At 66.8% G+C, this 26136-nt stretch carries 22 protein-coding genes; 18 read left to right on the top strand and 4 right to left on the bottom strand.

Features of this window, described 5'->3' with window-relative positions; genetic code table 11:
- Positions 1 to 81: 81 nt before the first annotated feature.
- On the top strand, positions 82 to 1401 hold the full coding sequence (locus ITJ61_RS02235; RefSeq protein ID WP_104241236.1) for a helix-turn-helix domain-containing protein: 1320 nt from the start codon (positions 82 to 84) through the stop codon (positions 1399 to 1401).
- A 100-nt stretch (positions 1402 to 1501) separates the two neighbouring features.
- Positions 1502 to 3025: an aldehyde dehydrogenase family protein gene (locus ITJ61_RS02230; RefSeq protein WP_104299015.1), complete on the top strand. Its 1524-nt coding sequence runs from the start codon at positions 1502 to 1504 to the stop codon at positions 3023 to 3025.
- Between the two features lie 65 nt (positions 3026 to 3090).
- On the opposite strand, the gene ITJ61_RS02225 is transcribed toward ITJ61_RS02230, so the two are convergent.
- The gene (locus ITJ61_RS02225; RefSeq protein WP_104299016.1) at positions 3091 to 3729 is read right to left on the bottom strand and encodes a TetR/AcrR family transcriptional regulator; all 639 of its coding nucleotides are present in this window, start codon (positions 3727 to 3729) and stop codon (positions 3091 to 3093) included.
- On the bottom strand, positions 3695 to 5527 hold the full coding sequence (locus ITJ61_RS02220) for a sugar phosphate isomerase/epimerase and 4-hydroxyphenylpyruvate domain-containing protein (RefSeq protein WP_194685326.1): 1833 nt from the start codon (positions 5525 to 5527) through the stop codon (positions 3695 to 3697). Before ITJ61_RS02220 ends, ITJ61_RS02225 begins: the two co-directional genes overlap by 35 nt.
- 130 nt (positions 5528 to 5657) lie before the next feature.
- Here ITJ61_RS02220 and ITJ61_RS02215 point away from each other — a divergent pair, with 130 nt between their 5' ends.
- From ITJ61_RS02215 to rpsA, 4 genes are all read left to right on the top strand, one after another.
- Positions 5658 to 6566 (top strand): shikimate dehydrogenase, encoded by a 909-nt coding sequence (locus tag ITJ61_RS02215; RefSeq protein WP_323744383.1) that lies wholly within the window; start codon positions 5658 to 5660, stop codon positions 6564 to 6566.
- Positions 6563 to 7864, top strand: coding sequence for an MFS transporter (locus tag ITJ61_RS02210; protein WP_194685324.1), 1302 nt, complete (start codon positions 6563 to 6565; stop codon positions 7862 to 7864). Before ITJ61_RS02215 ends, ITJ61_RS02210 begins: the two co-directional genes overlap by 4 nt.
- Positions 7865 to 7990: 126 nt before the next feature.
- Entirely contained in the window at positions 7991 to 8452 is a 462-nt protein-coding gene (locus ITJ61_RS02205) for a DUF779 domain-containing protein (RefSeq protein ID WP_104306614.1), read from the top strand.
- Positions 8453 to 8670: 218 nt separating this feature from the next.
- Positions 8671 to 10128, top strand: coding sequence for a 30S ribosomal protein S1 (gene rpsA, locus ITJ61_RS02200; protein WP_194685323.1), 1458 nt, complete (start codon positions 8671 to 8673; stop codon positions 10126 to 10128).
- 151 nt (positions 10129 to 10279) lie between these two features.
- On the opposite strand, the gene ITJ61_RS02195 is transcribed toward rpsA, so the two are convergent.
- Positions 10280 to 10924, bottom strand: coding sequence for a DUF4126 domain-containing protein (locus ITJ61_RS02195; RefSeq protein ID WP_104341069.1), 645 nt, complete (start codon positions 10922 to 10924; stop codon positions 10280 to 10282).
- A 150-nt stretch (positions 10925 to 11074) separates the two neighbouring features.
- Here ITJ61_RS02195 and coaE point away from each other — a divergent pair, with 150 nt between their 5' ends.
- A complete protein-coding gene (coaE, locus tag ITJ61_RS02190) occupies positions 11075 to 11710 on the top strand; it encodes a dephospho-CoA kinase (protein ID WP_104306612.1) in 636 nt (211 codons plus the stop codon).
- Between the two features lie 54 nt (positions 11711 to 11764).
- Here the strand turns inward: coaE and ITJ61_RS02185 are convergent, their stop codons facing one another.
- Positions 11765 to 12490, bottom strand: a complete 726-nt coding sequence (locus tag ITJ61_RS02185; protein ID WP_104341070.1) for an IMPACT family protein — start codon at positions 12488 to 12490, stop codon at positions 11765 to 11767.
- A 143-nt stretch (positions 12491 to 12633) separates the two neighbouring features.
- On the opposite strand from ITJ61_RS02185, the gene ITJ61_RS02180 reads away from it, so the two are divergent.
- The 11 genes from ITJ61_RS02180 (at position 12634) to ITJ61_RS02130 (ending at position 26118) form a co-directional block, all read left to right on the top strand.
- A complete protein-coding gene (locus ITJ61_RS02180) occupies positions 12634 to 13170 on the top strand; it encodes a Dps family protein (protein WP_104241225.1) in 537 nt (178 codons plus the stop codon).
- Positions 13171 to 13266: 96 nt separating this feature from the next.
- Positions 13267 to 15345 (top strand): excinuclease ABC subunit UvrB, encoded by a 2079-nt coding sequence (gene uvrB, locus ITJ61_RS02175; RefSeq protein WP_104241224.1) that lies wholly within the window; start codon positions 13267 to 13269, stop codon positions 15343 to 15345.
- Positions 15346 to 15409: 64 nt separating this feature from the next.
- Positions 15410 to 18283 (top strand): excinuclease ABC subunit UvrA, encoded by a 2874-nt coding sequence (gene uvrA, locus ITJ61_RS02170; protein ID WP_104241223.1) that lies wholly within the window; start codon positions 15410 to 15412, stop codon positions 18281 to 18283.
- A complete protein-coding gene (gene uvrC, locus ITJ61_RS02165) occupies positions 18283 to 20205 on the top strand; it encodes an excinuclease ABC subunit UvrC (RefSeq protein WP_104341071.1) in 1923 nt (640 codons plus the stop codon). Before uvrA ends, uvrC begins: the two co-directional genes overlap by 1 nt.
- A 58-nt stretch (positions 20206 to 20263) precedes the next feature.
- Positions 20264 to 21151, top strand: coding sequence for an RNase adapter RapZ (rapZ, locus tag ITJ61_RS02160; RefSeq protein WP_104242040.1), 888 nt, complete (start codon positions 20264 to 20266; stop codon positions 21149 to 21151).
- A gap of 71 nt (positions 21152 to 21222) precedes the next feature.
- Positions 21223 to 22200 (top strand): DNA-binding protein WhiA, encoded by a 978-nt coding sequence (gene whiA / locus ITJ61_RS02155; RefSeq protein WP_068481866.1) that lies wholly within the window; start codon positions 21223 to 21225, stop codon positions 22198 to 22200.
- A 184-nt stretch (positions 22201 to 22384) separates the two neighbouring features.
- A complete protein-coding gene (gene gap, locus ITJ61_RS02150) occupies positions 22385 to 23386 on the top strand; it encodes a type I glyceraldehyde-3-phosphate dehydrogenase (RefSeq protein WP_236558411.1) in 1002 nt (333 codons plus the stop codon).
- Between the two features lie 31 nt (positions 23387 to 23417).
- Positions 23418 to 24629, top strand: coding sequence for a phosphoglycerate kinase (locus tag ITJ61_RS02145; protein ID WP_194685322.1), 1212 nt, complete (start codon positions 23418 to 23420; stop codon positions 24627 to 24629).
- Positions 24623 to 25411 (top strand): triose-phosphate isomerase, encoded by a 789-nt coding sequence (gene tpiA, locus ITJ61_RS02140; RefSeq protein ID WP_104241219.1) that lies wholly within the window; start codon positions 24623 to 24625, stop codon positions 25409 to 25411. Before ITJ61_RS02145 ends, tpiA begins: the two co-directional genes overlap by 7 nt.
- An 81-nt stretch (positions 25412 to 25492) precedes the next feature.
- Complete coding sequence (gene secG / locus ITJ61_RS02135) at positions 25493 to 25750, top strand: preprotein translocase subunit SecG (protein WP_104241218.1); 258 nt, start codon at positions 25493 to 25495, stop codon at positions 25748 to 25750.
- Positions 25750 to 26118: an RNA polymerase-binding protein RbpA gene (locus ITJ61_RS02130; RefSeq protein ID WP_104241217.1), complete on the top strand. Its 369-nt coding sequence runs from the start codon at positions 25750 to 25752 to the stop codon at positions 26116 to 26118. The genes secG and ITJ61_RS02130 overlap by 1 nt, the downstream gene beginning before the upstream one ends.
- Positions 26119 to 26136: the final 18 nt, after the last annotated feature.

Genomic DNA, 26136 nt, shown 5'->3' with positions numbered 1-26136 from the left:
AGAACTCAGGCAGAGTCGCCTAGGCTCGCGGCAGCGGGTGCATCGACGCACTCGCTGCCGCGAATCCGAGGAGGCTGCGAGGTGCATCCGCAGAGTGGCGAGATAGCTGGCCTTGACCAGGCTGCCGCAGCATCCGCACACACCCTGATCGACGCGCATGGCAGTCTGGGCGCCTCCGCTGAGCTCCGCTCGGCGGTCGCCGGACTCCGCAGCGTGGTCCGCGACTCCTGGCTGAGATCGCTGCAGCTGCTCGGCAGCCCTGCGAACGCACGGGCCCGGGATCTCGACCAGTTCGAGCCGCTTGCGGCGGCGCGGGAGCGCAGCCCCCTGCAGCGTGTCCTTCCCGTGCTCGATCGTCTCCTCGTGGAGCCGGCGCGAGACACTGGCTTGATCGTCGCGATCACGAACGAACAGGGGCGACTGCTCTGGGTGCGGGGTGACAGCGCCACACTCCGTCGGGCCGAGCGCATGGACTTCGTCGAGGGCGCCGACTGGTCGGAGGCCGCCGTCGGGACGAGCGCCCCAGGGACAGCGCTCGCCTCGGGTCGGGACGTCCAGATCGCAGGCGCTGAGCACTTCGCGCCAGCCGTGCAGCTGCTCAGCTGCACCGCAGTGCCCATCCGCGACCCGTTCTCCGGCATCGCGGTCGGTGCCATCGACCTCACCGGTGATGAACGAGCCGTCGGCCCGCACTCGCTTGCCCTCATGCGCGCCGCCGTCGCGGCCGCGGAGGCGGAGATGCGGCTCGCCGTGCTGCTCTCGCGCCACTCGACGCAGCCGGGAGTTCACCCAGAGACACCCGCGACGGCGAGCACCGTCGCGGCGGGCAGGATCAGCACGCTCGGCGTCCACCGCGCCAGGCTCACCACCGTCGATGGTGCACCGGTCGAACTGAGCGGTCGGCACGCTGAGATCCTGACGCTCCTCGCCGCACGGCCCTCGGGTCTCACCTCGGGCGAGCTCGCGCTCCGAATCTACGGCGAGAGCGCCAAGGAGGTCACGCTCAGAGCCGAGATCGCGCGGCTGCGGCCGGTGCTCGCTGAGCGCGGTCTCGACCTCGTGCCCCGCCCCTACCGGGTGGCGCAGGGCCTCGCGAGCGATGCCGTCGACGTGCTCGACCTGCTGGAGGCAGGTGACGTGGCCGCGGCCGTCGAGTCCTACCGCGGGGAGCTGCTGCCCACGTCGGAGGCCCCCGGTATCCGCGAGCTGCGCGCGGAGCTTTCGGCGACCCTCCGAGATCAGGTCCTCAGCTCCGCGGAGCCGGCCACGCTCCTCAGGTATCTCGAGCTGCCGGAAGTCGCGCAGGACGCGCAGGCCTTCCGCACGGCGCTCACGGTCCTCCCACCCCACGCGCCCGCCCGGTCGAGGCTCGTGGCGAAGATCGAGGCCCTCGAGTCCTGAGTGCCCTGCGCCGAATCGCTGCCGCCTCGAGTGCAACCCGATTGCAACGTCGGGGCTCCTACGCTTCCAGGGAAGAGTTCCCTCGGACAAAGGAGTCCTCATGACTGTTTACGCGAAGCCGGGCACAGACGGGTCCCTCGTCTCGTTCAAGCCCCGCTACGAGCACTACATCGGCGGAGAGTGGGTGCCGCCGGTCAAGGGCGAGTACTTCGAGAACATCACACCGGTCACGGGTCAGCCGTTCACCGAAGTGGCGCGGGGAACCGCCGAGGACATCGAAGCTGCACTGGATGCGGCCCACGCGGCGGCCCCTGGCTGGGGCAAGACCAGCCCTGCGGAACGTGCCATCATCCTGAACAAGATCGCCGACCGCATCGAGGAGAACCTCGAGTACATCGCCGTCGCCGAGACCTGGGACAACGGGAAGCCGATCCGAGAATGCCTGGCGGCCGATATCCCGCTCGCCATCGACCACTTCCGGTACTTCGCCGGCGCCATCCGGGCCCAGGAGGGCACGCTGAGCCAGCTCGACGAGAACACCACGTCCTACCATTTCCACGAGCCGCTCGGCGTCGTCGGCCAGATCATCCCGTGGAATTTCCCGATCCTCATGGCGGTCTGGAAGCTGGCCCCCGCGCTCGCTGCCGGCAACGCGATCGTCCTCAAGCCCGCTGAGCAGACGCCGACCTCGATCCTCGTGCTCTTCGAGCTCATCGGAGACCTCCTGCCCCCCGGAGTCGTCAACATCGTCAACGGCTTCGGCGCGGAGGCGGGCAAGCCGCTCGCCTCGAGCTCCCGCATCCGCAAGATCGCGTTCACGGGGGAGACCACGACTGGGCGCCTCATCATGCAGTACGCCTCGCAGAACATCATCCCCGTCACGCTCGAGCTGGGCGGCAAGAGCCCGAACATCTTCTTCGAGGACATCGCGCTCCGCGACGATGCCTACTACGACAAGGCGCAGGAGGGCTTCACGCTGTTCGCCCTCAACCAGGGTGAGGTCTGCACCTGCCCCTCGCGTGCCCTCATCCAGGACTCCATCTACGACCGCTTTCTCGAGGACGTGACGGAGCGCACGCGCAAGATCGTCCAGGGCAACCCGCTCGACACCGATACCCAGGTCGGGGCTCAGGCGTCGAACGACCAGCTCGAGAAGATCCTCAGCTACCTCGAGATCGGCCGCCAGGAAGGTGCGAAGGTGCGCATCGGCGGCGCTCGGGCCGAACTCGAGGGCGACCTGGCCGGCGGCTACTACGTGCAGCCGACGATCTTCGAGGGCCAGAACAGCATGCGCATCTTCCAGGAGGAGATCTTCGGCCCGGTTGTGGCCGTCACCAAGTTCTCCGACTACGACGATGCGATCTCGATCGCGAACGACACCCTCTACGGGCTCGGCGCCGGCGTCTGGTCGCGCATGGGGAACACCGCCTACCGCGCCGGCCGCGACATCCAGGCCGGACGAGTCTGGGTGAACCAGTACCACGCCTACCCGGCGCACTCGGCGTTCGGCGGGTACAAGTCCTCCGGCATCGGCCGCGAGAACCACCTCATGATGCTCGATCACTACCAGCAGACGAAGAACCTGCTGGTGAGCTACAGCGAGGACAAGCTGGGCTTCTTCTGATTCGCCGCGCGCTGATGCCGCGCGCCTGACTCAGACTGCACGCGCAGAGCGCTGACCCGCGGGGATCACTCCTCGCGGGTCAGCCATGCGACGATGACGTCGCCGATCAGGCCCCGCTGGTGGTCCTGACGCGACGGGTCCTGCAGCTGCACGTCGAAGAGGTACCCGAACGTGTACTGGTTCGCGAGCAGGAAGACGCAGTACGAGCTGATGAGCAGGTGCACGTCGAGCGCGTCGACGTCTGCCCGGAACACCTGCGCCTCCCGCCCCCGTTCCAGCAGCCCGTCCAGGAGCGTGAGGGCGGGGGTGCCGAGCTCTCGCAGCGAGTCGAGCTGCCGGATGAACCGACCCCGGTGGATGTTCTCGATCGCGACGAGGCGGATGAAGTCCGCGTGCTCTCGGTGGTGGTCGTAGGTGATCTCGGCGAGCTTCCGCACCGCTTCCAAGGGGGCGAGTCCATCGACCTGCAGCTTCTGCTCGGCCACGCGGATGCCACGGTAGGCCTCCTCGAGCACCGCAAGGTAGAGCTGCTCCTTGCTGCCGAAGTAGTAGTAGATCATCCGCTTGGTCGTGCTGCTGCGCTTCGCGATCTCGTCGACGCTCGTGCCCGAGTACCCCGTCTCCGCGAACGCCGATGTCGCTTCAGCGAGCAGCTCGGCCCGGGTTCGCTCAGCGTCTCGCTGCTTCACCCTGTTCTCGGTCATCTGTGTATCTTCCCGCGTGGTGCAGCTGAGCCGCAAACCGGACCGGGGTACTGGCTGCGCCGTATCCGTCGTAGGCGCCGCGGCGCTCGACGATCTCGAAGAAGAGCCCGTCGATGGTGGGGGTGTAGAAGTGGACGAACGCGCCCTGCTCATCGCGGTCGTAGAGGAGGTCGAGTTCTCGCAGTTCGTCGAGGGCCACGTGCTCGAGGCCGAAGCGCGCCTGGAGGTCGTCGTAGTAGTTGCTGGGTATGGGCAGGAAGGGCAGGCCGCGCCCCCGCGCAGCTCTGGCAGCGGCGACGGCGTCGTCGACGCGGATCGCGATGTGTCGGGGCTGGAGGGGCGCAGTCGGCGGGGCCAGGTTCATGGCGAGGCGAACTGCCCCGTCCGGTGTGCGCATGACCTGGCTGCGCACGAGACCCCGTGGGCCAGGAAGCTCCGCGACGGGCTCCGCGTCGAGCGCGAGGACGCTCCGGAAGAAGAGCACTGCCTCATCGAACTCCTGCCACGGGTAGGCGATGTTGAGATGGTCGACGACCCCGTGCAGGGACGAGGCCGTGCTGTCGTCTTCGGCGCCGCCCACGAATTCGGGCAGCCAGGAGTCGCCTGCCGACCGTGAGTTCCAGGCGACCTCGGTCCCGTCGGGGGCCTCCACACCGCGCAGCTCGTACTCGCCGGCGGAGCTGCGTCGGAAGACGGCGGGCGCGCCGATGGCGTGGGCGCGCCCGGCTGCCGCACCGGCGTCTGCGACCTCGACGCCGAGTCCCGAGAGCCGCGCGTCCTTCGTCCGCCGCTGCTCGTTGAGGATGATGCGCGCGACACCGGCCTGCCAGAGTCGCACGGGCTTGGTGCGGTGTCTGCCTCCGAAGGCGAAGCCCAGCTGCTGGAGGGTCGCCTCGACCGCGGAGAGGTCCTCACCGGCGATCTCGACGAAGTCGATGGCCCGTGGAGGCTGGGGTGGGGCGAGCTGCTGGTCGTCCCAGCCGTTGAGCGCCGCCGAGCGGTCGAACAGCCACCGGAGCGACCTGAGCGCATGAGCGGCGGTGCGCTTGGCATCCGTCTGGCGGAACGTGTCGTTGAAGACCTCGAGGGAGAGGGGGCCGCGGTACCCGGCGCGGAGCATGTGCGAGAGGAACCGGGTGAGGTCGAAGTCGCCCTCGCCAGGGAAGAGCCGGTGGTGGCGGCTCCAGGACAGGACGTCGAGGTCCATGTCCGGTGCATCGGCGAGCTGCAGGAAGAAGAGCTTGTCTGCATCGATGCGCTCGATAGCGGCCGGATCGTGTCCTCGCGACAGTACGTGGAAGCTGTCAAGGCAGACGCCGAGGTTCGGTCGATCCGCGAGGCGCACGAGTTCCCACGCGTCTCGGTAGTCGTCGACGTAGCGGCCCCAGGCAAGCGCCTCATAGGCGATGTCGATGCTGTACTCCGCGGCGAGATCTGCGAGCATCCCGAGCTGGTTCGCGGTGGTGGTGCGGTCCGAGATGGTCGCGGTGCCGACGTTGCTGCAGAGCAGGATCATGGAGGCTCCGAGGCGTCGCATGACCTCGAACTTGGCCTTCGCGCGCCGGAGGTTGTCCGCGAGGGTCGCATCGTCGACGCCCTCGAAGTCGCGCAGTGGCTGGAACAGGTCGATGGTCAGGCCGAGGCGGTCGCAGAGCGCGCGGATCTCCTCGGGCGATTCGTAGGCGGCGGTGAGGTCTGCATCCATGATCTCGATGCCGTCGAAGCCTGCTTCGGCGCAGGCGTGCAGCTTCTCGACGAGAGTTCCGGCCAGACAGACGGTGGCTATGGAGGTACGCATACCGCAATGTACCAAATGGTTAATTAAGTCACCAGACACCCTGCAGCGCACTTGACAGGCGTGTGCGACAACGTGAACGATGTACTCACCGTTTAGTACATTAGACGGTCTGGGACAAAGGAGTACCTTGATCAACCATCGCGCCACCCTCATGGGACTCGTCGGGACGGGAGTGACCCCGTCGCTGACGCCGCCCATGCACATGGCGGAGGCACGCGCGCAGGGCATGGACCTGCTCTTCCGCCCGCTCGACCTGACGACCCTCGGCCTCGAGCCCGAGCGACTCCCCGAGATCCTCGACTGGGCCGAGCGCCTCGGCTTCGACGCGCTCAACATTACCCACCCGTGCAAGCAGAGCGTCATCCCGCTGCTCGACCGGATCGACCCGCTCGCGCGAGCGCTGGGCGCGGTCAACACCGTCCTCCTCACCCCGGACGGACGCGTGGGCTACAACACCGACACGACAGGCTTCGAGGGCGCCTTCCGCGGCGGCCTCGGGGGAGTGCAGACGAACTCGGTTGTCCTCCTGGGCGCGGGCGGAGCGGGCTCGGCAGTCGCCGATGCGCTCATCCGAGTCGGCACACGCCTGCTCACGATCGTCGACCTCGATGCGCAGCGCGCTGAGCAGCTCGCGCAGGACCTCGCCGAACGGCACGCGACTGCAGCAGGCGGACCCCGCATCCGAGGCGGGAGCATGGGCGCACTGCCAGAGCTGCTCTCGACGGCAGATGGAGTCGTGCACTGCACACCCGTCGGGATGCACGACCACCCCGGGATCCCCTTCCCCGCCGAGCTGCTCCGACCCGAGCTCTGGGTGGCCGACATCGTCTACCGCCCGCTCGAGACGCAGCTGATCCTCGCGGCGCGCGCACTCGGGTGCCGCACGCTCGACGGCGGCGCTATGGCCGTCGGCCAGGCGGTCGACACCTTCCGCCTCGTGACGGGCAGGGATGCAGACGCCACCCGGATGCACCAGCACTTCCAGAGCCTCGTCAACGACGAAGAGGCACGATCCGAGACATGGAGGTCTCAGAAATGACCGAAACCACGACCGCCAAGCGGACCCCCGTGAAAGCTGCCGCGGCCAGCTTCATGGGCAGCGCCGTCGAGTACTACGACTTCTTCATCTTCGGATCCGCGGCCGCGCTGATCTTCCCGATCATCTTCTTCCCGGACGACGACAACGCCGCACTCGTGATGTCGCTCGCCACGTTCGGCTTCGCCTACATCGCGCGCCCGATCGGCGCCGTGGTGCTCGGCCACTTCGGTGACCGGATAGGACGCCAGCGGGTCCTCATGTTCACGCTCGTGCTCATGGGCCTGTCGACGTTCATCATCGGCTGCCTGCCGACCTTCGACCAGATCGGCTGGTTCGCGCCAGCCCTGCTGGTGCTCTGCCGCCTCATGCAGGGGCTCTCCGCCGCTGGCGAGCAGGCCGGCGCTGCGTCGCTTTCACTCGAGCACGCTCCCGACAACCGCCGCTCGTTCTTCACGTCGTGGACGCTCACCGGAACCCAGGGTGGGCAGATCCTCGCCGCCCTCGTGTTCATCCCGGTCCTGAGCCTCCCCGACGAGATCAAGTACAGCTGGGGCTGGCGCGTCCCGTTCTGGCTGAGCGCCGTCGTCGTCATCGTCGCGTTCTTCATCCGTCGCACCCTTCATGAGACGCCGACGTTCCAGGACGCGAAGGCGCAGGGCGAGATCGCCCGGATCCCGCTCATCCCGCTCATGCGCGACCACTGGCGCGACGTCCTGCGCGTCATCTTCTGCGCGTTCATCGCCGCCGTCTCGACCGTGTTCGGCAACCTCGCGCTCGCCTACGGCAAGGAAGTCGGGCTGGCGGAGAACCTGACGCTCTGGCTGGTGGTGGTCGCCAACATCGTGGCGCTGGGCACGCAACCGCTCTTCGCGATCCTCGCCGACCGGATCGGACGCAAGCCCGTCTTCGTCTACGGCGCGATCTCGTCCGCCGTGGTCATGCCGTTCTACATGCTCTCCATGTCGTCGGGGAACACCCTGCTCACCTTCGGGCTCGCCATCCTCGTGTTCTCGTTCGGCTACGCAGCGGCCAACGCCGTCTGGCCCTCGTTCTACGGCGAGATGTTCAGCGCCCGCGTCCGCTTCTCTGGCATGGCGATCGGCACCCAGCTCGGCTTCCTGATGGCCGGCTTCGCCCCCTCGATCGTCGCGGCCCTCGGCGGCGTGCAGGAGGGCGGCTGGGTCGTGATCTCGGCGTTCACCGGCGCCATCTGCCTCATCGCCGCGATCTCGGCGCTCACCGCGAAGGAGACGAAGAGCGTGCCGACGGACACTCTCGGCATCCGCGTCGTGGCATAGGCGCTGCCCCCGGAGCGGCTCAGATTCTCGCGAACACACCTTGACCACAGTCTCACGACGTACGGTCACGGAACCAGCGAGGTCCGGGCACGCTCCGGGCGCCGCACTCTGAAGGAGGGAACTGACATGCACAAGGAAGTGCAGACCGAGCCGAGGCCCGAAGCCAGGGGAGCCGGGCTCATCGCAGAGCCGACAGTGCCTGGCGAGACCTTCTCGAGGGTCGCATTCACCCAGGACGCGGTCGACATGATCTCATCGCTCGGGCGCCGCCACGGTCCGCTCATGTTCCACCAGTCCGGCGGCTGCTGCGACGGCTCATCGCCGATGTGCTACCCGGCGGGCGACTTCCTCACGGGCGACGCCGACGTGCTCCTCGGCACGACCGAGATCCCGGATGCGGGCAACGTGGAGTTCTGGATGTCGCGAGAGCAGTTCAGCTACTGGCGGCACACGCGCCTGACGATCGACATCGTCCCAGGACGGGGCTCGGGCTTCTCGCTGGAGGCACCTGAGGGCAAGAGGTTCCTCATCCGGTCCCAGCTCATGAACGAGGACGGCAGCGACGCGACCTCGCTGGCGGCGTCCTGATCCGAACTCGCCAGGGAGCACAGGCGGCGACTCGCCGCGAAACTCGGGGGAACTCGCCGCGCGCGGCACTTGCCTCCGCTTGACCTTGCCGACTAGGCTGACAGAGCACTTTTCTGTGTGCACGTATCCGTATTCCCGGATGAACCCCGTTGCCCTTGGCTTCACGCCCCGAGCAGCGCATCCGGGCCGACTTATAGCCCACCTGGAGCATTACCTACATGACCACCACCACGACCGAAAAGGCAACCAAGCAGGTCGCCATCAACGACATCGGATCTGCTGAGGACTTTCTTGCCGCGGTCGAAGAGACGCTGAAGTTCTTCAACGACGGGGACCTCATCGAGGGCACCGTCGTTCGCATCGACCGCGACGAGGTCCTCCTCGACGTCGGTTACAAGACCGAGGGTGTCATCCCCTCGCGCGAGCTTTCGATCAAGCACGACGTCGACCCCACCGAGGTCGTTCAGGTCGGCGACACCGTTGAGGCACTCGTTCTCCAGAAGGAGGACAAGGAAGGCCGTCTGATCCTGTCCAAGAAGCGTGCTCAGTACGAGCGCGCTTGGGGCGACGTGGAGAAGATCAAGGAAGAAGACGGCGTCGTCACCGGCACCGTCATCGAGGTCGTCAAGGGCGGTCTCATCGTCGACATCGGCCTCCGCGGCTTCCTCCCGGCCTCGCTCATCGAGCTCCGCCGTGTCCGCGACCTCACGCCGTACCTCGGTCAGGAACTCGAGGCCAAGGTCCTCGAGCTCGACAAGAACCGCAACAACGTCGTCCTGTCGCGTCGCGCTCTCCTCGAGCAGACGCAGTCCGAGACCCGCTCGAACTTCCTCAACAACCTCCAGAAGGGCCAGGTCCGCAAGGGTGTGGTCTCCTCGATCGTCAACTTCGGTGCGTTCGTCGACCTGGGTGGCGTTGACGGGCTCGTGCACGTCTCCGAGCTCAGCTGGAAGCACATCGAGCACGCTTCCGAGGTCGTCGAGGTTGGCCAGGAGGTCACCGTCGAGATCCTCGAAGTCGACCTCGACCGCGAGCGTGTCTCGCTGTCGCTGAAGGCAACGCAGGAAGACCCGTGGCAGGTGCTTGCTCGCACGCACGCCATCGGCCAGATCGCACCGGGCAAGGTCACGAAGCTCGTTCCGTTCGGCGCGTTCGTCCGCGTCGCAGACGGCATCGAGGGCCTCGTGCACATCTCGGAGCTCTCCAGCGGACACGTCGAGCTCGCCGAGCAGGTCGTGTCGGTCGGCCAGGAGCTGTTCGTCAAGATCATCGACATCGACCTCGACCGTCGCCGCATCTCGCTCTCGCTCAAGCAGGCGAACGATGGCGTCGACCCCGAGGGCACCGAATTCGATGCTGCGCTCTACGGCATGGTCTCCGAGTACGACGCCGAGGGGAACTACACGTACCCCGAGGGCTTCGACCCCGAGACCAACGAGTGGAAGGAAGGCTTCGACACGCAGCGCGAAGCCTGGGAGCAGGAGTACGCTCTCGCCCAGACTCGCTGGGAAGCGCACAAGAAGCAGGTCGCCTCGGCAGCCGAGATCGAGCAGAACGTCAGCGCAGTCGCGCCGTCGAGCTCCTTGAACTCGTTCACGAGCGAAGCAGCTGGCGCAGGAACGCTTGCCGACGACGAGTCGCTTGCAGCCCTCCGCGAGAAGCTCGCAGGGAACTAGTTCCCAGCAGCCTCACTGCACCGAAGGCCGGTCCCATCTCTGGGGCCGGCCTTCGGCCGTTCCGGCGGCGCCGCGACGTCGGCTTCGTCGTGCTGCGCAGAGACCTCTGGCCCGGCTGGTTCTCCAGCCGGGCCAGAGGTCTCTGCGAGCGTCAGGCAGAGAGGCCAGGGGCCGGGGGAACTGGGGGAGCGGCTGGCCTGGTCCGCGCGGCGCGCGCATCCCGGACTCGTTTGAAGCTGCGGAAGAGCACCCAGGCCAGCACGCCGATCAAGGCGAGCATGACCACGACGAACAGCGGCACGAGGATCGCGGAGAACAGCAGCCCGACGCTGAGGGCGTCCTCGCCGACGCTGAGCACCGGTGCGGCGGCTCCCGCGGTGACGACATTCGCAGCGGCTCTCGTGCCGCTCTTCGTGAGGTGGGTCACCAGCGCCACCCCGATGCCGATGACCACGGGAACCCACGCATTGCTCGTGAAGAACGATGCAGGGTCCTGGATGGCAGCGGTGGAGCTCGCAGTGCCTGCACCGAAGACGATCCCGCCGGAGGTGGGGCGGATGACCGTCTGGATCCAGTCGTTGACGTGGTCGAGTGCCGGGACCTTGTCGGCGACGAGCTCCAGCACCAGGAGCACGCCCACGATGATGAGCACCCAGTCATTGCTGAGCCACGCCCAGCCCGCCGGCAGCGCGATGAGGTCGGTGAATCGGGCGAGGAGCCCGATTCCCAGGAGCGGGATGAACGCGTTCAGTCCGCTGGCCGTCGCGAGCCCGAGACCGGTCAGAATTTCAAGCATGATGTGAGTGCCTCCTGGCCCTCAGTCTGGCATGCGGATGGGTCGAGCGCGGCTTGGGGAGAGCGCACTGCGCTCGCTGCCTCAGCGCAGTAGCGTTGGCTTCACGGCAATGCCCGCAGCGGGTATCCGCAGATGAGAGGACGGCACATCATGGTCACCATCGCTCTGACCGGAGGCATCGGCTCGGGAAAGACGACCATCGCCAAGCGCCTCGAGGAGCTCGGCGGCGTGATCCTCGATGCGGACGTGTTCGCGAGGGAAGCCGTGGCGATCGGCTCGCCGGCGCTCCGACAGATCGAGGCTCGCTTCGGACACGGTGTCATCCTCGACGATGGTGCCCTCGACCGCCCTGCCCTCGGCGCGCTCGTCTTCGGCGACGACGAGGCCCGCGGCGCCCTCAACGACATCGTGCACCCGGAGGTCCGTCGCCTCACCGGCGAGCGACTCGAGGAGGTGCTGCGCGATGACCCCGCCGCTCTGGTCGTCCACGTCATCCCACTGCTCGTGGAGTCGACGAGCAACTACGACTACGAGGAGATCTGGGTCGCGGATGCCCCCGCGGCTGTTCGAGAGGAGCGGCTGGTCGAGAGCAGGGGGATGTCCCTTGCCGAAGCCAGGGCGCGCATCGCCTCGCAGGCGAGCGACGAGGAGCGGCGGAAGATCGCCGACGTGCTCATCGACACGAGTGCGCCGCTCGATCAGACGCTCGAGCAGGTCGACGAGGAGTGGAGACGCCTCGCCGCCGTCGCGCTGCGCGCACCGGAGACGCAGACCTACGGGGTCTGATGCGCTGACGAGACAGGGCGGGATGCGGTCCCGGATGCCCCCGTCGTCGGTGCCTCAGCTCAGGTCGACCCATTCGGTGCCGAGCGGGACGAGCGTGCCCTCACCAGCGGTGATCGAAGCGACCTCGGAGGCGAGGCCGCGTCTCGCATCCGCCGCGTCGGGAACGGCGAGGCTCAGCAGTGCCGTCGACCCCGCATACTCCGTTCCCGTGACGAGCACTCCGCGAGTTCGGAGCTCGTTCTCCCACCGGCCAGCGGTGGCGTGCGGCGCCTCGAGCCCGAAGATCGCCCTCGATTCGCGCTTCGCGAGCGGAGCCAGCTCGAGCGTGGAGGACACGGACTCCGAGTAGGCGCGCACGAGCCCGCCGGCCCCCAGCAGCACACCTCCGAAGTACCGCGTGACGACAGCCACGACGTCACTCAGGTCCGCTGAATCGACCTCGCCGCGCACTCGCTCGTGGAGCACGAGGGCTTCGAGCATGGGGACGCCCGCTGTTCCCGAGGGCTCACCGTCGTCGTTGGATCGCTGCACGCCTCGGCGGGCGCCGAGCACAAAAGCGCTGCAGTGGTGGCGGGCAAGACGATGCGCGGAGCGACGGTCGGCGATGACCTGCCTGGCCTGCTCTTCGCTCTCGACGCGCTCGAGGCGGCAGATGAACCTGGACCGACGGATCTCGATCTCGTGGTCGATGGGAGTCCGTGCCGCGAGGACCCCGTAGCTCGGTGCAGCCGAGGAACCCAGCTCGTGCAGCTGGGTGCCCTCGGACTCTTCGCGGCGCATCGGGGCAGTCTACGTCCGTCCTTTCGCCGACCCGCACGTCTTCCGACCAAACGTTCAGACCGGGCTGACAGTGTTGAGCATCCCGCAACGAACGGGACTCACTGATCGGGAGACGCGCGACGCGCTCCCAAGAGAGGACTGACATGACCACGACAGCCTCAAGCCAGCACACCGAGAACGGCGAGTACACGGTTCCCGGACTCTCGCTCGACAAGGGACACGAGATCGGCGAGCTGCTCCAGCTCCGCCTCCACGCGCTGAACGACCTGCACCTGACGCTCAAGCACGCGCACTGGAACGTCATCGGGCGCGACTTCATCGGCGTGCACGAGATGCTCGACCCCCAGATCGAGCTGGTCCGCGGCTACGCTGACGAACTCGCAGAGCGCATGGCAGCTCTGGGCGTCCCCCCGAACGGGCTCCCCGGAGCACTCGTCGAGGCCCGCACCTGGGGCGACTACGAGGTCTTCAGGGCCGGCACGCGCCAGCACCTCGAGGCGCTCGACCACGTCTACGTCGGCGTCATCACCGACCATCGCGAGGCGATCAAGCGGCTGGACGACCTCGACCTCGTGACGCAGGACCTCGTCATCGGCCAGGTCTCCGAGCTCGAGAAGTTCCAGTGGTTCATCCGGGCGCACCTCGAGAACACGCAGGGCGTGCTCTCGAGCGAGGACTAGTCCGCGCCGGCTGCACCTCGCTTCGGGGCCTCCGTGATCGCGCAGAGCGCATCACGGAGGCCCCGAAATGTCGCAGCCGCCACGTACACTTGTTCTATGCAAGCAACACGCAGCGTACGTCCCTTCGAAGTCGTCAGCGAGTACACCCCAAGCGGCGACCAGCCGAAGGCGATCGCAGAGCTTGCCAGCCGCATCAACGCGGGCGAGCCCGACGTCGTGCTCCTGGGCGCCACGGGAACCGGAAAATCGGCAACGACGGCCTGGCTCATCGAGAAGCTCCAGCGCCCCGCGCTCGTCCTGGCCCACAACAAGACGCTCGCCGCGCAGCTCGCCACCGAGTTCCGCGAGCTCATGCCGAACAATGCAGTCGAGTACTTCGTCTCGTACTACGACTACTACCAGCCGGAGGCGTACGTCCCCCAGACCGACACCTTCATCGAGAAGGACAGCTCCGTCAACGAGGAAGTCGAGCGCCTGCGCCACTCGACCACCAACTCGCTGCTGAGCCGACGCGACGTTATCGTCGTCTCGACGGTCTCCTGCATCTACGGACTCGGCAAGCCTGAGGAGTACTTCAACTCCATGCTCGCCCTGCACGTCGGCGACCGCATCCCGCGGCAGGAGCTGATCCGCCGCTTCGTGACGATGCAGTACCAGCGCAACGACGTCGCGTTCCAGCGCGGCACCTTCCGCGTCCGCGGCGACACGATCGAGATCATCCCCGTCTACGAGGAGCTCGCGATTCGGATCGAGATGTTCGGCGACGAGATCGAGGCCCTGACAGCGCTCAACCCCCTCACGGGTGACGTCGTCAGGTCCATGGACTCCGTGAGCGTCTTCCCGGGTTCGCACTATGTCGCGGGAGCCGACGCCATGCAGCGCGCCATGGGCCAGATCCGCGACGAGCTCGATGACCGCCTCGGCGTCTTCGAGCGCGAGCAGAAGCTCCTCGAGGCGCAGCGGCTCCGCATGCGCACCTCATTCGACCTCGAGATGATGGAGCAGATCGGCTTCTGCTCCGGCATCGAGAACTACTCGCGCCATATGGACGGCAGGGCGCCGGGTGAGGCTCCCCACTGCCTCATCGACTACTTCCCCGACGACTTCATCACGGTGATCGACGAGTCCCACGTCACGGTGCCGCAGATCGGCGCGATGTACGAGGGCGACGCCTCGCGCAAGCGCACCCTCGTCGACCACGGCTTCCGCCTGCCGAGCGCTCTCGACAACCGCCCCCTCCGCTGGGACGAGTTCAGCGACCGGGTCGGCCAGACCGTCTACCTCTCGGCGACTCCCGGCAAGTACGAGCTCGCTCAGGCGGACGGCTTCGTCGAGCAGATCATCCGCCCGACGGGTCTCGTCGACCCGCAGATCGTCGTGAAGCCCTCGAAGGGTCAGATCGACGACCTCCTCGAGGAGATCCGCCTCCGCGCGGATCGCGACGAGCGTGTCCTCGTCACGACGCTGACCAAGAAGATGGCAGAGGAGCTCACCGACTTCCTCGGCGAGAACGGCGTTCGCGTGCGCTACCTGCACGCAGACGTCGACACGCTGCGACGAGTCGAGCTGCTCTCGGAGCTGCGCGCCGGGCTCTACGACGTCCTCGTCGGCATCAACCTGCTGCGTGAGGGACTCGACCTGCCAGAGGTGTCGCTCGTCGCGATCCTCGATGCAGACAAGGAGGGGTTCCTGCGCTCCAGCACGTCCCTCATCCAGACCATCGGCCGCGCCGCCCGAAACGTGACGGGCGAAGTGCACATGTACGCCGACCGCATCACCGACAGCATGGCGAAGGCGATCGAGGAGACCGACAGGCGCCGAGACCGGCAGCTCGCCTACAACGCGGAGCACGGCATCGATCCGACGCCGCTTCGCAAGAAGATCGCCGACATCACCGAATCCCTCATGCGCGAGGGGCAGGACACCGAGAAGCTCCTCGCCTCCCGCGGCAAGGGAGACAACAAGCGTCAGACGACACCTAAACTCAAGCGCGAGGGCCTGGCCGCCTCCGGCGCCCGGGAGCTCGAGAACCTCATCTCGGACCTCAACGCGCAGATGCTCGATGCGGCCTCAGAGCTCAAGTTCGAGCTCGCGGCGCGTCTGCGCGACGAGCTCTCAGCGCTGAAGCAGGACCTGCGAACCATGGAACGTGCCGGTCACGTCACCAAGGGCTGAGCACGGCCGCCCGCCGATGACGGGCGCACAGAGCATCCACACGAAGAGAGAACCCGAAAGAGCTATGGCCGTCCTTCCTCCCACTTCGCAGCTGCGCGTTCAAGGCGCACGCGTGCACAACCTCAAGAACGTCGACCTCGAGATCCCGCGCAACAGCCTTGTCGTGTTCACGGGCCTCTCCGGTTCGGGCAAGTCCTCGCTCGCCTTCGACACGATCTTCGCCGAGGGACAGCGACGCTACGTCGAGTCCCTTTCCGCGTACGCGCGCCAGTTCCTCGGTCAGGTCGACCGGCCGGACGTCGACTTCATCGAGGGCCTGAGCCCTGCGGTCTCCATCGACCAGAAGTCGACCAACCGCAATCCGCGGTCCACCGTCGGCACGATCACCGAGATCTACGACTACCTGCGACTGCTCTGGGCACGCATCGGCGTCCCCCATTGCCCCGTCTGCGGCGAGGTCATCCAGCGACAGACGGTCCAGCAGATCGCCGACCACCTCATGGAGCTCGAGGAGGGCACGAGGTACCAGGTGCTCGCGCCCGTCGTGCAGCAGAAGAAGGGCGAGTTCGTCGACCTCTTCCAGTCGCTGTCCGGACAGGGCTACGCTCGGGCGATGGTCGACGGAGAGCGCGTCCAGCTCACCGAACCGCCGAAGCTCAAGAAGTCGTTCAAGCACGACATCTCGGTCATCGTCGACCGTCTGGTCGCGGCCGAGGACGTGCTCGGTCGACTCACCGACTCGCTCGAGACCGCCCTGCGCCTCGCCGATGGTCTTGTGCAGATCAACTTCGTGGATGCGGAGGGAGACGACGCCTGGACCACCTTCTCCGAGCAGCTCTCCTGCCCCAACAACCACCCGATCGCGCTCACGGAGATCGAGCCGAGGACGTTCTCGTTCAACGCCCCGTTCGGCGCCTGCCAGACCTGCGACGGCCTCGGCACGCGCATGTCCGTCGACCGTGAGCTCCTGATCGGAGACCCGCTCGCCTCGATCGCCGACGGGGTCATCCTGCCGTGGAGCTCGCAGGGCAAGAGCCTCTACCAGTACTACGAGCGGCTGCTGCTCGGCCTGTCCGAGCAGATCGAGTTCAAGCTCACGACGCCGTGGAAGAAGCTCCCGGAAGAGGTGCGCGAGGCCATCCTCGAGGGGCGCGAATACGAGGTCAGGGTCAAGTACCGCAACCGCTTCGGCCGCCAGATGACCTACAGCTCCGGCTTCGAGGGCGTCATGCCGTACATCGAGCGGCAGTACGCCGAGGCCGAGACCGACGCGACCCGGGCACGCTGGGCCCAGTACCTGCGCGAGATCCCCTGCTCGGCCTGCAACGGCGCGCGTCTGCGCCCTGAAGTGCTCGCCGTCAAGGTGCACGGTCGCTCGATCGCCGACGCGACGACGCTCAGCCTCGCCGACTGCCTCGACTTCATGAACACCGTCGAGCTCACCGACCGCGAGGCGAAGATCGCGGCGCAGGTGCTGCGCGAGATCCGGGCTCGGCTCGACTTCCTCATCGAGGTCGGCCTCAGCTACCTCGACCTCGCACGCGCGGCTGGCACGCTGTCCGGCGGCGAGGCTCAGCGCATCCGACTCGCGACGCAGATCGGATCCGGGCTCACCGGAGTGCTCTACGTGCTGGACGAGCCCTCGATCGGGCTCCACCAGCGTGACAACCGCAGGCTCATCGAGACGCTCGTGAAGCTGCGAGACCTCGGCAACACGCTCATCGTGGTCGAGCACGACGAAGACACCATCCGCACCTCGGACTGGATCGTCGACATCGGGCCAGGCGCAGGCGAGCACGGGGGAGAGGTCGTCCACAGCGGATCCGTCGCCGACCTCGAGAAGAACACCAGATCGATCACCGGCGACTACCTCTCGGGACGCATGGGCATCACCACACCCAAGAAGCGTCGCAAGTACGACAAGAAGCGCGAGCTGACGGTCGTGGGTGCCAGGGCCAACAACCTCAAGAACGTCCAGGTGAGCTTCCCGCTCGGCATCCTCACCGCAGTCACTGGCGTCAGCGGCTCCGGCAAGTCGTCCCTCGTGAACGACATCCTCTACCGCGTCCTCGCCGCCAAGCTCAACGGCGCACGCGCCGTCGCGGGCAAGCACACGCGCATCACCGGGGTCGACCAGCTCGACAAGGTCATCCACGTCGACCAGAACCCGATCGGCCGCACCCCGCGATCGAACCCCGCGACCTACACGGGCGTCTTCGACCGCATCCGCACCCTCTTCGCCGAGACGAGCGAGGCCAAGGCGCGCGGCTACCTCCCCGGTCGCTTCAGCTTCAACGTCAAGGGCGGCAGGTGCGAGGCCTGCTCTGGCGACGGCACGCTCAAGATCGAGATGAACTTCCTCCCCGACGTGTACGTCCTCTGCGAGGTGTGCGGCGGGTCCCGCTACAACCGGGAGACGCTCAGCGTGCACTACAAGGGCAAGAACATCGCAGAGGTCCTGCAGATGCCCATCTCGGAGGCGGCTGACTTCTTCGAGCCCATCACGGCCATCCACCGCTACCTCTCGACCCTCGTGGAGGTCGGCCTCGGCTACGTGCGGCTCGGGCAGTCCGCCACGACGCTCTCCGGTGGTGAGGCGCAGCGAGTGAAGCTCGCGACCGAGCTGCAGCGGCGCTCCAACGGGCGCAGCGTCTACGTGCTCGACGAGCCGACCACGGGCCTCCACTTCGAAGACGTCCGCAAGCTGCTCAAGGTCCTCGGCGGCCTCGTCGACAAGGGCAACACCGTCATTGTCATCGAGCACAACCTGGATGTCATCAAGTCCGCGGACTGGCTGATCGACATGGGCCCAGAAGGCGGCTCCGGCGGAGGAACCGTCGTCGGCGTCGGAACCCCGGAGAAGATCGCCGGTATCTCCGACAGCCACACGGGCCAGTACCTGAAGGAGATCTTCGAGCGGGAGGCAGCTGCGCGCTGATGGCGAACGTCCTGCCATATCGCCCCGCGACGGGCGACATCCCCACGAGCCCCGGGGTCTACAGATTCCTCGGGGACGACGACCGCGTGCTCTACGTCGGGAAGGCGAAGAACCTCCGCGCGCGGCTCAGCAACTACTTCGCGCCGCTCGAGCGCCTGCACGAGCGAACACGGCACATGGTGACGACGGCGACCCGCGTCGAGTGGACCGTCGTCCGCACGGAGACCGAGGCCCTGCAGCTCGAGTACACCTGGATCCAGGAGTTCTCGCCGCCCTTCAACGTGAAGTTCAAGGACGACAAGAGCTACCCGTTCATGGCGGTGACGCTCGGCGACGAAGCGCCCCGCGTGCTCGTGACCCGGAACCCCCGCATCCGCGGGGCGCGCTACTTCGGGCCGTATCCCAAGGTCTGGGCGGTGAACGAGACCATCGACCTCATGGTCAAGGCCTTCCCGATCCGCACCTGCAACGACTCGAACTACAAGCGAGCCATGCAGAGCGGCCGACCCTGCTTCCCCGGGCAGATCGGCCGCTGCGGGGGACCCTGCAGCGGACGCGTCACGATCGACGAGCACCGTGTCATCGTCAACGAGTTCGTCCGCTTCATGGAGAGCTACGACCGCAGCCTCCTGACGACCCTGCAGGACGAGATGAAGCTCGCGGCCACCGAGATGAGGTTCGAGGACGCGGCGAAGCTCCGTGACCGAATCGGCGCGCTCGAGAACGTGCTCGAGAAGAGCGCCGTCGTGCTGCCCGACAACGTCGACCTCGACCTGTTCGGCATCGCCGAGGATGAGCTGAGCGCCTCCGTGCAGCAGTTCACCGTGCGGGGCGGACGCATTCGCGGAGTCCGCAACTGGGTGCTCGACAAGGAACTCGACACCGACATCGGCACGATCATCGACCAGACGATGCAGCGCGTGTACGGCAAGGATGGGCTCTTCCCGCCAGGCGAGATCATCGTGCCGGCTCTGCCAGAAGACGCGGACGCGCTCTCCGAGTGGCTCGAGTCCACACGGCAGGCCAGAGTCAAGCTGCGCACCGCGGTGCGGGGCCCGAAATCGGAACTGCTCAAGACCGCGACGATTAACGCCATGGGAGCACTCGCGCAGTACAAGCTCAAGCGCAGCAGCGACTACGTCGCGAGATCCGACGCGCTGACCGAGCTGCAGAACGCGCTCGGTCTCGGCGAGGCCCCCCTGCGAATCGAGTGCTACGACATCTCCCACCTCCAGGGCACCGGCATCGTCGGCTCCATGGTGGTCTTCGAGGACGGACTCGCACGCAAGTCGCACTACCGTCGCTTCAACATCGCCTCGTCGACCGACGACACCGATTCCATCCACCAGGTGCTCACGCGCCGACTGGCCTACCTCCGCGACGACGCCAGTCCCGCCGAGATCGTGGAAGACACTGCCCTCTCCGCGGGCCCCGTGAAGGCGGCCGCCCAGGAGTCCACTCGAGCCAAGTTCGCCTACCGGCCTCAGCTCCTGCTCATCGACGGCGGCGTCCCGCAGGTCAACGCCGCGCAGCGGGCCCTCGAGGAGTCGGGGGTTCGCGGCATCGCCGTCGTCGGCATCGCCAAGCGCCTCGAAGAGCTGTGGCTGCCAGACGACGACTTCCCGGTCATCCTCCCGCGCGGCTCTGAGGCGCTGTTCCTGGTGCAGCGACTCCGCGACGAGGCGCACAGGTTCGCGATCCGCCACCAGCGCTCGAAGCGCAAGGCAGACATCGGCACGGTGCTCGCGGACATCCCCGGCCTCGGGCCGACCCGGGTCGCCGCACTGCTCAAGAAGTTCGGCTCCGTCAAGCGGCTGCGCGCGGCGACCGTCGAGGAGCTCACGACCGTGCAGGGCATCGGCGAGGCGACGGCCGGTGCGATTTCGGAGCGGTTCGCACTCGATCAATCGACAGAAGCGTGAGAGACGCACGCTCGGGCTATGTAGGCTGGTGTTTTAGTCCATGGGAGGTGACCTGCGCATGAGTTCGGCGGAGATCGACGGCGAAGGACGCCAGCACATCATGATCGTCACGGGCATGTCCGGTGCAGGGCGATCGACAGCTTGCAAGGCGTTCGAAGACCTCGACTGGTTCGTGGTCGACAACCTTCCCCCGCAGATGATCCGGCCCCTCATCGAGGTTGCCGGCAAGGCTCGGGACTCCCTCCCGAAGCTCGCCGTCTCGGTCGATGTGCGCGGCGGTCACCTGCTCGAGGAGTTCACGGCTCTCGTCGGCGGACTGCGCGAGACGCACGAGGTCGACGTGCTCTTCCTCGATGCGACAGACGGCACCCTCGTCCGGCGGTTCGAGGCAGTGCGGCGCCCGCACCCGCTGCAGGGCAACGGGACGATCCTCGACGGAATCGCTCGAGAGCGCAGCCGCCTGCAGGACATCCGCGAGGCGAGCGACATCGTCATCGACACCTCGGAGCTGAACGGCCACCAGCTCGTGACCCGCATCGTGAAGCGATTCGGCGAAGCCGACCAGAACAAGGTCGCCGTGACCGTCCAGAGCTTCGGCTTCAAGTACGGCATCCCGACAGACGCAGATCTTGTCGTCGACATGCGCTTCCTCCCGAACCCGTTCTGGGAGCCGGAACTGCGCGCGTTCAACGGTCGCGACAAGCGGGTCTCCGACTACGTCTTCGACCAAGAAGGTGCGGACGAGTTCCTGACCCACTACATTGAGATGCTTGACCCCGTCCTGCGGGGCTACGAGCGGGAGAACAAGCGGCACGTGACGCTCGCCGTCGGATGCACCGGCGGCAAGCACCGCTCGGTCGCCATGACCGAGCGCATCGCGAGCCTGCTCCGCGAACGCGATGACACGATCATCAGCGTCCGGCACCGCGACCTCGGTCGCGAGTGACGCTCGTTCCATCTCGCACTCGCGACGACGATTCGTCGCGCCCACTCACTCTGATCCCTGGAGGTACCCCGGTGACGCTCACCGCCGATGTCAAGCACGAGCTTCTGCGCACTCGCGCGGCCACAACCCAAGCTCGTGCTGCCGAGGTCGCGTCGCTCCTGCGCTTCGCGGGCGGTCTGCAATTGATCTCCGGACGCATCGCGGTCGAGGCTCAGCTCGATTCGGAGATGCTCGCGCGTCGTCTGGGCCGCGAGCTCCTCGAGCTCTACGGCGTCCGGGCGAAGATCTCCATCGTCGCCGGCTCTGGGGCCCGCCCGGGGGAGAGCTACCTCCTCCGCGTGCTCGAGAACGGCGAGACGCTCGCCCGCCAGACTGGCCTCATGGATGCGCGCCGGCGAACCGTCCGCGGTCTCCCGAACCGTCTGACGACGGGCAGCCAGGACGACCTCACCGCCGTCTGGCGTGGCGCGTTCCTCGCCGCTGGCTCACTGACCGACCCGGGCCGGTCCGCGTCGCTCGACATCATCACGCCGAACTCGGAGACCGCGATGGCCCTCGTCGGAGCGGCCGGACGCCTCGGGGTGTCCTCCAAGGCCCGCGAGGTCCGCGGCGTGCACCGTGTCGTCATCCGAGACGGCGACGCCATCAGCGCGATGCTCACCGTCATCGGTGCCCACGCGACCGTGGAGAGCTGGGAGAGCCTCCGCCAGCGTCGTGAGACCCGCGCCACCGCCAACCGTCTCGTCAACTTCGACGACGCGAACCTGCGTCGTTCCGCCCAGGCCGCTGTCACGGCCTGCACCCGCGTCGAGCGTGCGCTCGAGATCCTCGGAGAGGGTGCGCCCGACCACCTCAAGTACGCCGGGCAGCTTCGCCTCGCGCACCGGGAAGCCTCACTCGACGAGCTCGGCCGCTACGCGGACCCGCCCATGACGAAGGATGCGGTCGCTGGCCGCATCCGTCGCCTGCTGGCTCTCGCCGACAAGCAGGCCTCTGACCGTGGCATCCCGGGCACGGAGTCCAATCTGCCCGTCCTCGACGAGCTCTGATCCCCACGCCGAACAGCTCACCCCATTTGGTCACCTGGGCGCACGCCCATGGGACTAGGCTGACGATGTTGAACGGGCTCGCCGAGCAGACCGTTCCCCCGAACTCGGTGCGATGGTGCACCCGGCCCTCCAAGGCCACACAGTCCTGTCAAATCGGAGAAACAACAGGAAAAAGGAGCATCACGTGACGAAAATCGCCATCAACGGTTTCGGACGCATCGGACGCAGCTACGCACGCGCACTGCTGCAGGATGACAACAACCTCGAGCTCGTTGCAATCAACGACCTCACCGACAACAAGACGCTTGCACACCTCCTCAAGTACGACTCCACGGGTGGCAAGCTGAAGAACGACATCTCGTTCGACGAAGACGCCATCTACGTCGACGGCAAGAAGATCACGGCGACCGCAGAGCGCGACCCCGCGAACCTGCCGTGGGCCGAGCTCGGTGTCGAGATCGTCATCGAGAGCACGGGTCACTTCACGGACCCCGACAAGGCTCGTGCGCACATCAGCGCAGGCGCCAAGAAGGTCATCCTCTCGGCACCGGCCTCCGGACCGGCACCGACCTTCGTCTTCGGCGTCAACCACACCGAGTACGACCCCGAGAATGACGACGTCATCTCGAACGCATCCTGCACCACGAACTGCCTCGCGCCGCTCGTGAAGGTCTTCAACGACAAGTTCGGCATCGAGTCGGGTCTCATGACCACGGTTCACGCCTACACGTCCGACCAGAACCTGCAGGACGGCCCCCACAAGGACCTCCGCCGTGCGCGCGCAGCAGCGCTCAGCATCATCCCCACCTCGACGGGTGCGGCGAAGGCCATCGGCCTCGTCATCCCCGAGCTGGCGGGCAAGCTCGACGGCTTCGCTCTGCGCGTCCCCACCGAGACTGGCTCGATCACCGACCTCACGGTCGTCTCCAAGACGCCTGTGACCGTCGAAGAGGTCAACGCCGCGTACAAGGAAGCTGCTGAAGGCGAGTTCAAGGGCCTCCTCATGTACAACGAGGAAGACATCGTGTCGCGCGACATCGTCGGGGAGAACCACTCCTCGATCTTCGACGCACCGCTCACGAAGGTCATCGGCAACCAGGTGAAGCTGTCGTCCTGGTACGACAACGAGTGGGGCTACACGGTCCGTCTCGTCGACCTGACCGAGTACGTCGCAAGCAAGCTCTAACCACTTCGGCAAAAGAGGAAGGAACGCCAACATGGCGCTTCGCACAATCGAGACCCTTGGCTCCCTCACGGGAAAGAAGGTCATCGTTCGCTGCGACCTGAACGTGCCGCTCAAGGAGGGCGTGATCACCGACGATGGTCGGATTCGCGCCTCCCTCGGTACGCTCCGCCTCCTCCTCGACCAGGGTGCGCAGGTCATCGTGATCTCGCACCTTGGTCGGCCCAAGGGGGCACCAGAACCGCAGTACTCGCTCGCGCCGGCAGCTGCCAGGCTCGGCGAGCTGCTCGAGATCGATGCCCCGCTTGCAGCCGACACCGTCGGCGAGGATGCAGAACGCCGTGTTGCCGGGCTCGAGAACGGCCAGCTCATCGTCCTCGAGAATCTGCGTTTCAACCCGGGGGAGACGAGCAAGGACGACGCTGAGCGCCGCGCCTTCGCAGAGCAGCTCGCGAACTTCGCGGACGCATTCGTCTCCGATGGCTTCGGGGTCGTGCATCGCAAGCAGGCTTCCGTCTACGACCTCCCACAGATCGTGCCGAGTGCCGCGGGACTCCTCGTGGCGAACGAGCTCGAGGTCCTCGAGCGGCTCACTTCCGCGGTCGAGCGCCCTTACGCGGTCGTGCTCGGCGGCTCGAAGGTGTCCGACAAGCTCGGCGTCATCGAGCACCTCCTGCCGAGGGTCGACTCGATCCTGATCGGCGGGGGAATGCTCTTCACGTTCCTCGCCGCTCAGGGACACAAGGTCGGCGCCTCCCTGCTCGAGGTCGACCAGCTCGACACTGTCCGTCGGTATCTGGCGGACGCCCAGGAGCGTGGCGTCTCGATCGTCCTCCCGACGGACATCGTGGTCGCCGCCTCGTTCTCGGCGGATGCCGATCACGAGGTCGTCCCCGCCGATGGCATCGAGGGCAGCGCGTTCGGCGCAGACGGAATCGGGCTCGACATCGGCCCGGAGACGGCCACGGCATTCGCCGCGGCCATCCGCGAGTCGAGCACCGTGTTCTGGAACGGCCCCATGGGCGTGTTCGAGTTCCCCGCATTCGCGGAAGGCACTCGCACCGTCGCTGAGGCACTCACCAAGGTTGACGGCCTCTCGGTCGTTGGCGGCGGTGACTCCGCGGCAGCCGTGCGCACGCTCGGCTTCGCTGATGACGAATTTGGCCACATCTCTACTGGTGGTGGTGCGAGCCTCGAGTTCCTCGAAGGCAAGCAGCTGCCCGGATTGCAGGTTCTCGGATGGTAACGACTCGCACCCCGCTCATGGCGGGCAACTGGAAGATGAACCTGGACCACCTCCAGGCCATCGCGTTCACGCAGAAGCTCGCTTGGGCGCTGAAGGACGCGAAGCACGACTTCGACGACGTCGAGGTCGCTGTCTTCCCGCCCTACACCGACCTCCGCAGCGTGCAGACGCTCGTGGACGCCGACAAGCTGTCGCTCAGCTACGGTGCACAGGATGTCTCGGCGCACGACTCCGGTGCCTACACGGGGGAGATCTCGGGAGCTTTCCTGAGCGCTCTCGCCTGCAAGTACGTCATCATCGGTCACTCCGAGCGACGCACCCTGCACGCGGAGACCGATGAGGTCGTCGGCAGCAAGGTCAAGGCGGCGATCAAGCACGGTCTCGTGCCAGTCCTGTGCGTCGGCGAGACGTCCGAGGACCTCGAGAAGTTCGGCGCGAGCGCCGTTCCCGTGGCTCAGCTCAAGGCAGCGTTGGAGGGCGTCGAGGGAACGCCTGACCTCGTCGTCGCCTACGAGCCGGTCTGGGCGATCGGTTCCGGCCAGGCGGCAACGCCCGAGCAGGCGCAGACCGTCGCGAACGCTCTTCGCGTCGCGCTCGAAGAGCTCCTGGGCGAGTCCGTGGCGTCAGCCACGCGCATCCTCTACGGCGGCTCGGTCAAGTCCGACAACATCGCCGGCTTCATGCGCGAGCCCGACGTCGACGGCGCACTCATCGGCGGCGCGAGCCTCAAGGTTGACGAGTTCAGCGCCATCGCGCGGTTCCGTCAGCACGTCGGTTCCTAGTCGCAAACGCGAACCATCTATACTCGGACGTGGCCTGTTCACTCAGGCCACGTCCGAGTCCGTTCATCTGAGAGGGATTCCGTGGATATTCTCCTCGTCATCCTGCAGGTCGTGCTGGCCATCACCAGCGTCCTGCTGATCCTGTTCATTCTGTTGCACCGCGGACGAGGCGGCGGACTCTCCGACATGTTCGGTGGCGGCATGGGCTCCAATCTGGGCGCTTCCGGCGTCGCGGAGAAGAACCTGAACCGCATCACGGTGACCCTCGCGGTCATCTGGCTGCTCGCTATCGTCGCTATGGGCATCATCACCCGCATTCAAACGGTTGTGGTGAGCTAATGGCCCAGGGGGGATCTGCGATCAGGGGATCGCGTGTCGGTGCCGGTCCTATGGGGGAGACAGATCACGGGGTGCACGCTGCGCGCGTGTCGATCTCGTACTGGGACGCGCACGGCAACGAGACCGTCAGGCACTACTCCGCGGAGATCGCGGAGGACGACATCCCCGATCTCATCGACTGCCCGATCTCCGGCCTTCCTGCCGGACGTGACCGGGAGAATCCGCCGGCAGCCGTAAAGGTCGCGCCGTACAAGACGCACCTGGCGTACGTCAAGGAACGACGCACGGCCGAGGAAGCGGAACGCCTCCTCGAGGAAGCCCTGTCGAAGCTGCGCGAGCGTCGCGGCAAGACGACTTCGAAGTCCTGAGCACCGCAGCTTCACACG

This window comes from Pseudoclavibacter sp. VKM Ac-2888 (genome assembly GCF_015351285.1).
In the GTDB taxonomy this organism is placed as follows: Bacteria; Actinomycetota; Actinomycetes; order Actinomycetales; family Microbacteriaceae; genus Pseudoclavibacter.
Note: the sequence above shows the minus strand (reverse complement) of the source record. Positions and strands in the feature narration are given on the sequence as shown.

Excerpts from the sequence above, each read along its gene's own strand:
- ITJ61_RS02230 (WP_104299015.1), top strand. The coding sequence starts at position 1,502 with ATGACTGTTTACGCGAAGCCGGGCACAGACGGGTCCCTCGTCTCGTTC.
- ITJ61_RS02225 (WP_104299016.1), bottom strand. The coding sequence starts at position 3,729 with ATGACCGAGAACAGGGTGAAGCAGCGAGACGCTGAGCGAACCCGGGCC.
- ITJ61_RS02220 (WP_194685326.1), bottom strand. The coding sequence starts at position 5,527 with ATGCGTACCTCCATAGCCACCGTCTGTCTGGCCGGAACTCTCGTCGAG.
- ITJ61_RS02210 (WP_194685324.1), top strand. The coding sequence starts at position 6,563 with ATGACCGAAACCACGACCGCCAAGCGGACCCCCGTGAAAGCTGCCGCG.
- ITJ61_RS02205 (WP_104306614.1), top strand. The coding sequence starts at position 7,991 with ATGCACAAGGAAGTGCAGACCGAGCCGAGGCCCGAAGCCAGGGGAGCC.
- rpsA (WP_194685323.1), top strand. The coding sequence starts at position 8,671 with ATGACCACCACCACGACCGAAAAGGCAACCAAGCAGGTCGCCATCAAC.
- ITJ61_RS02195 (WP_104341069.1), bottom strand. The coding sequence starts at position 10,924 with ATGCTTGAAATTCTGACCGGTCTCGGGCTCGCGACGGCCAGCGGACTG.
- coaE (WP_104306612.1), top strand. The coding sequence starts at position 11,075 with ATGGTCACCATCGCTCTGACCGGAGGCATCGGCTCGGGAAAGACGACC.
- ITJ61_RS02185 (WP_104341070.1), bottom strand. The coding sequence starts at position 12,490 with ATGCGCCGCGAAGAGTCCGAGGGCACCCAGCTGCACGAGCTGGGTTCC.
- ITJ61_RS02180 (WP_104241225.1), top strand. The coding sequence starts at position 12,634 with ATGACCACGACAGCCTCAAGCCAGCACACCGAGAACGGCGAGTACACG.
- uvrB (WP_104241224.1), top strand. The coding sequence starts at position 13,267 with ATGCAAGCAACACGCAGCGTACGTCCCTTCGAAGTCGTCAGCGAGTAC.
- uvrA (WP_104241223.1), top strand. The coding sequence starts at position 15,410 with ATGGCCGTCCTTCCTCCCACTTCGCAGCTGCGCGTTCAAGGCGCACGC.
- uvrC (WP_104341071.1), top strand. The coding sequence starts at position 18,283 with ATGGCGAACGTCCTGCCATATCGCCCCGCGACGGGCGACATCCCCACG.
- rapZ (WP_104242040.1), top strand. The coding sequence starts at position 20,264 with ATGAGTTCGGCGGAGATCGACGGCGAAGGACGCCAGCACATCATGATC.
- ITJ61_RS02145 (WP_194685322.1), top strand. The coding sequence starts at position 23,418 with ATGGCGCTTCGCACAATCGAGACCCTTGGCTCCCTCACGGGAAAGAAG.
- tpiA (WP_104241219.1), top strand. The coding sequence starts at position 24,623 with ATGGTAACGACTCGCACCCCGCTCATGGCGGGCAACTGGAAGATGAAC.
- ITJ61_RS02130 (WP_104241217.1), top strand. The coding sequence starts at position 25,750 with ATGGCCCAGGGGGGATCTGCGATCAGGGGATCGCGTGTCGGTGCCGGT.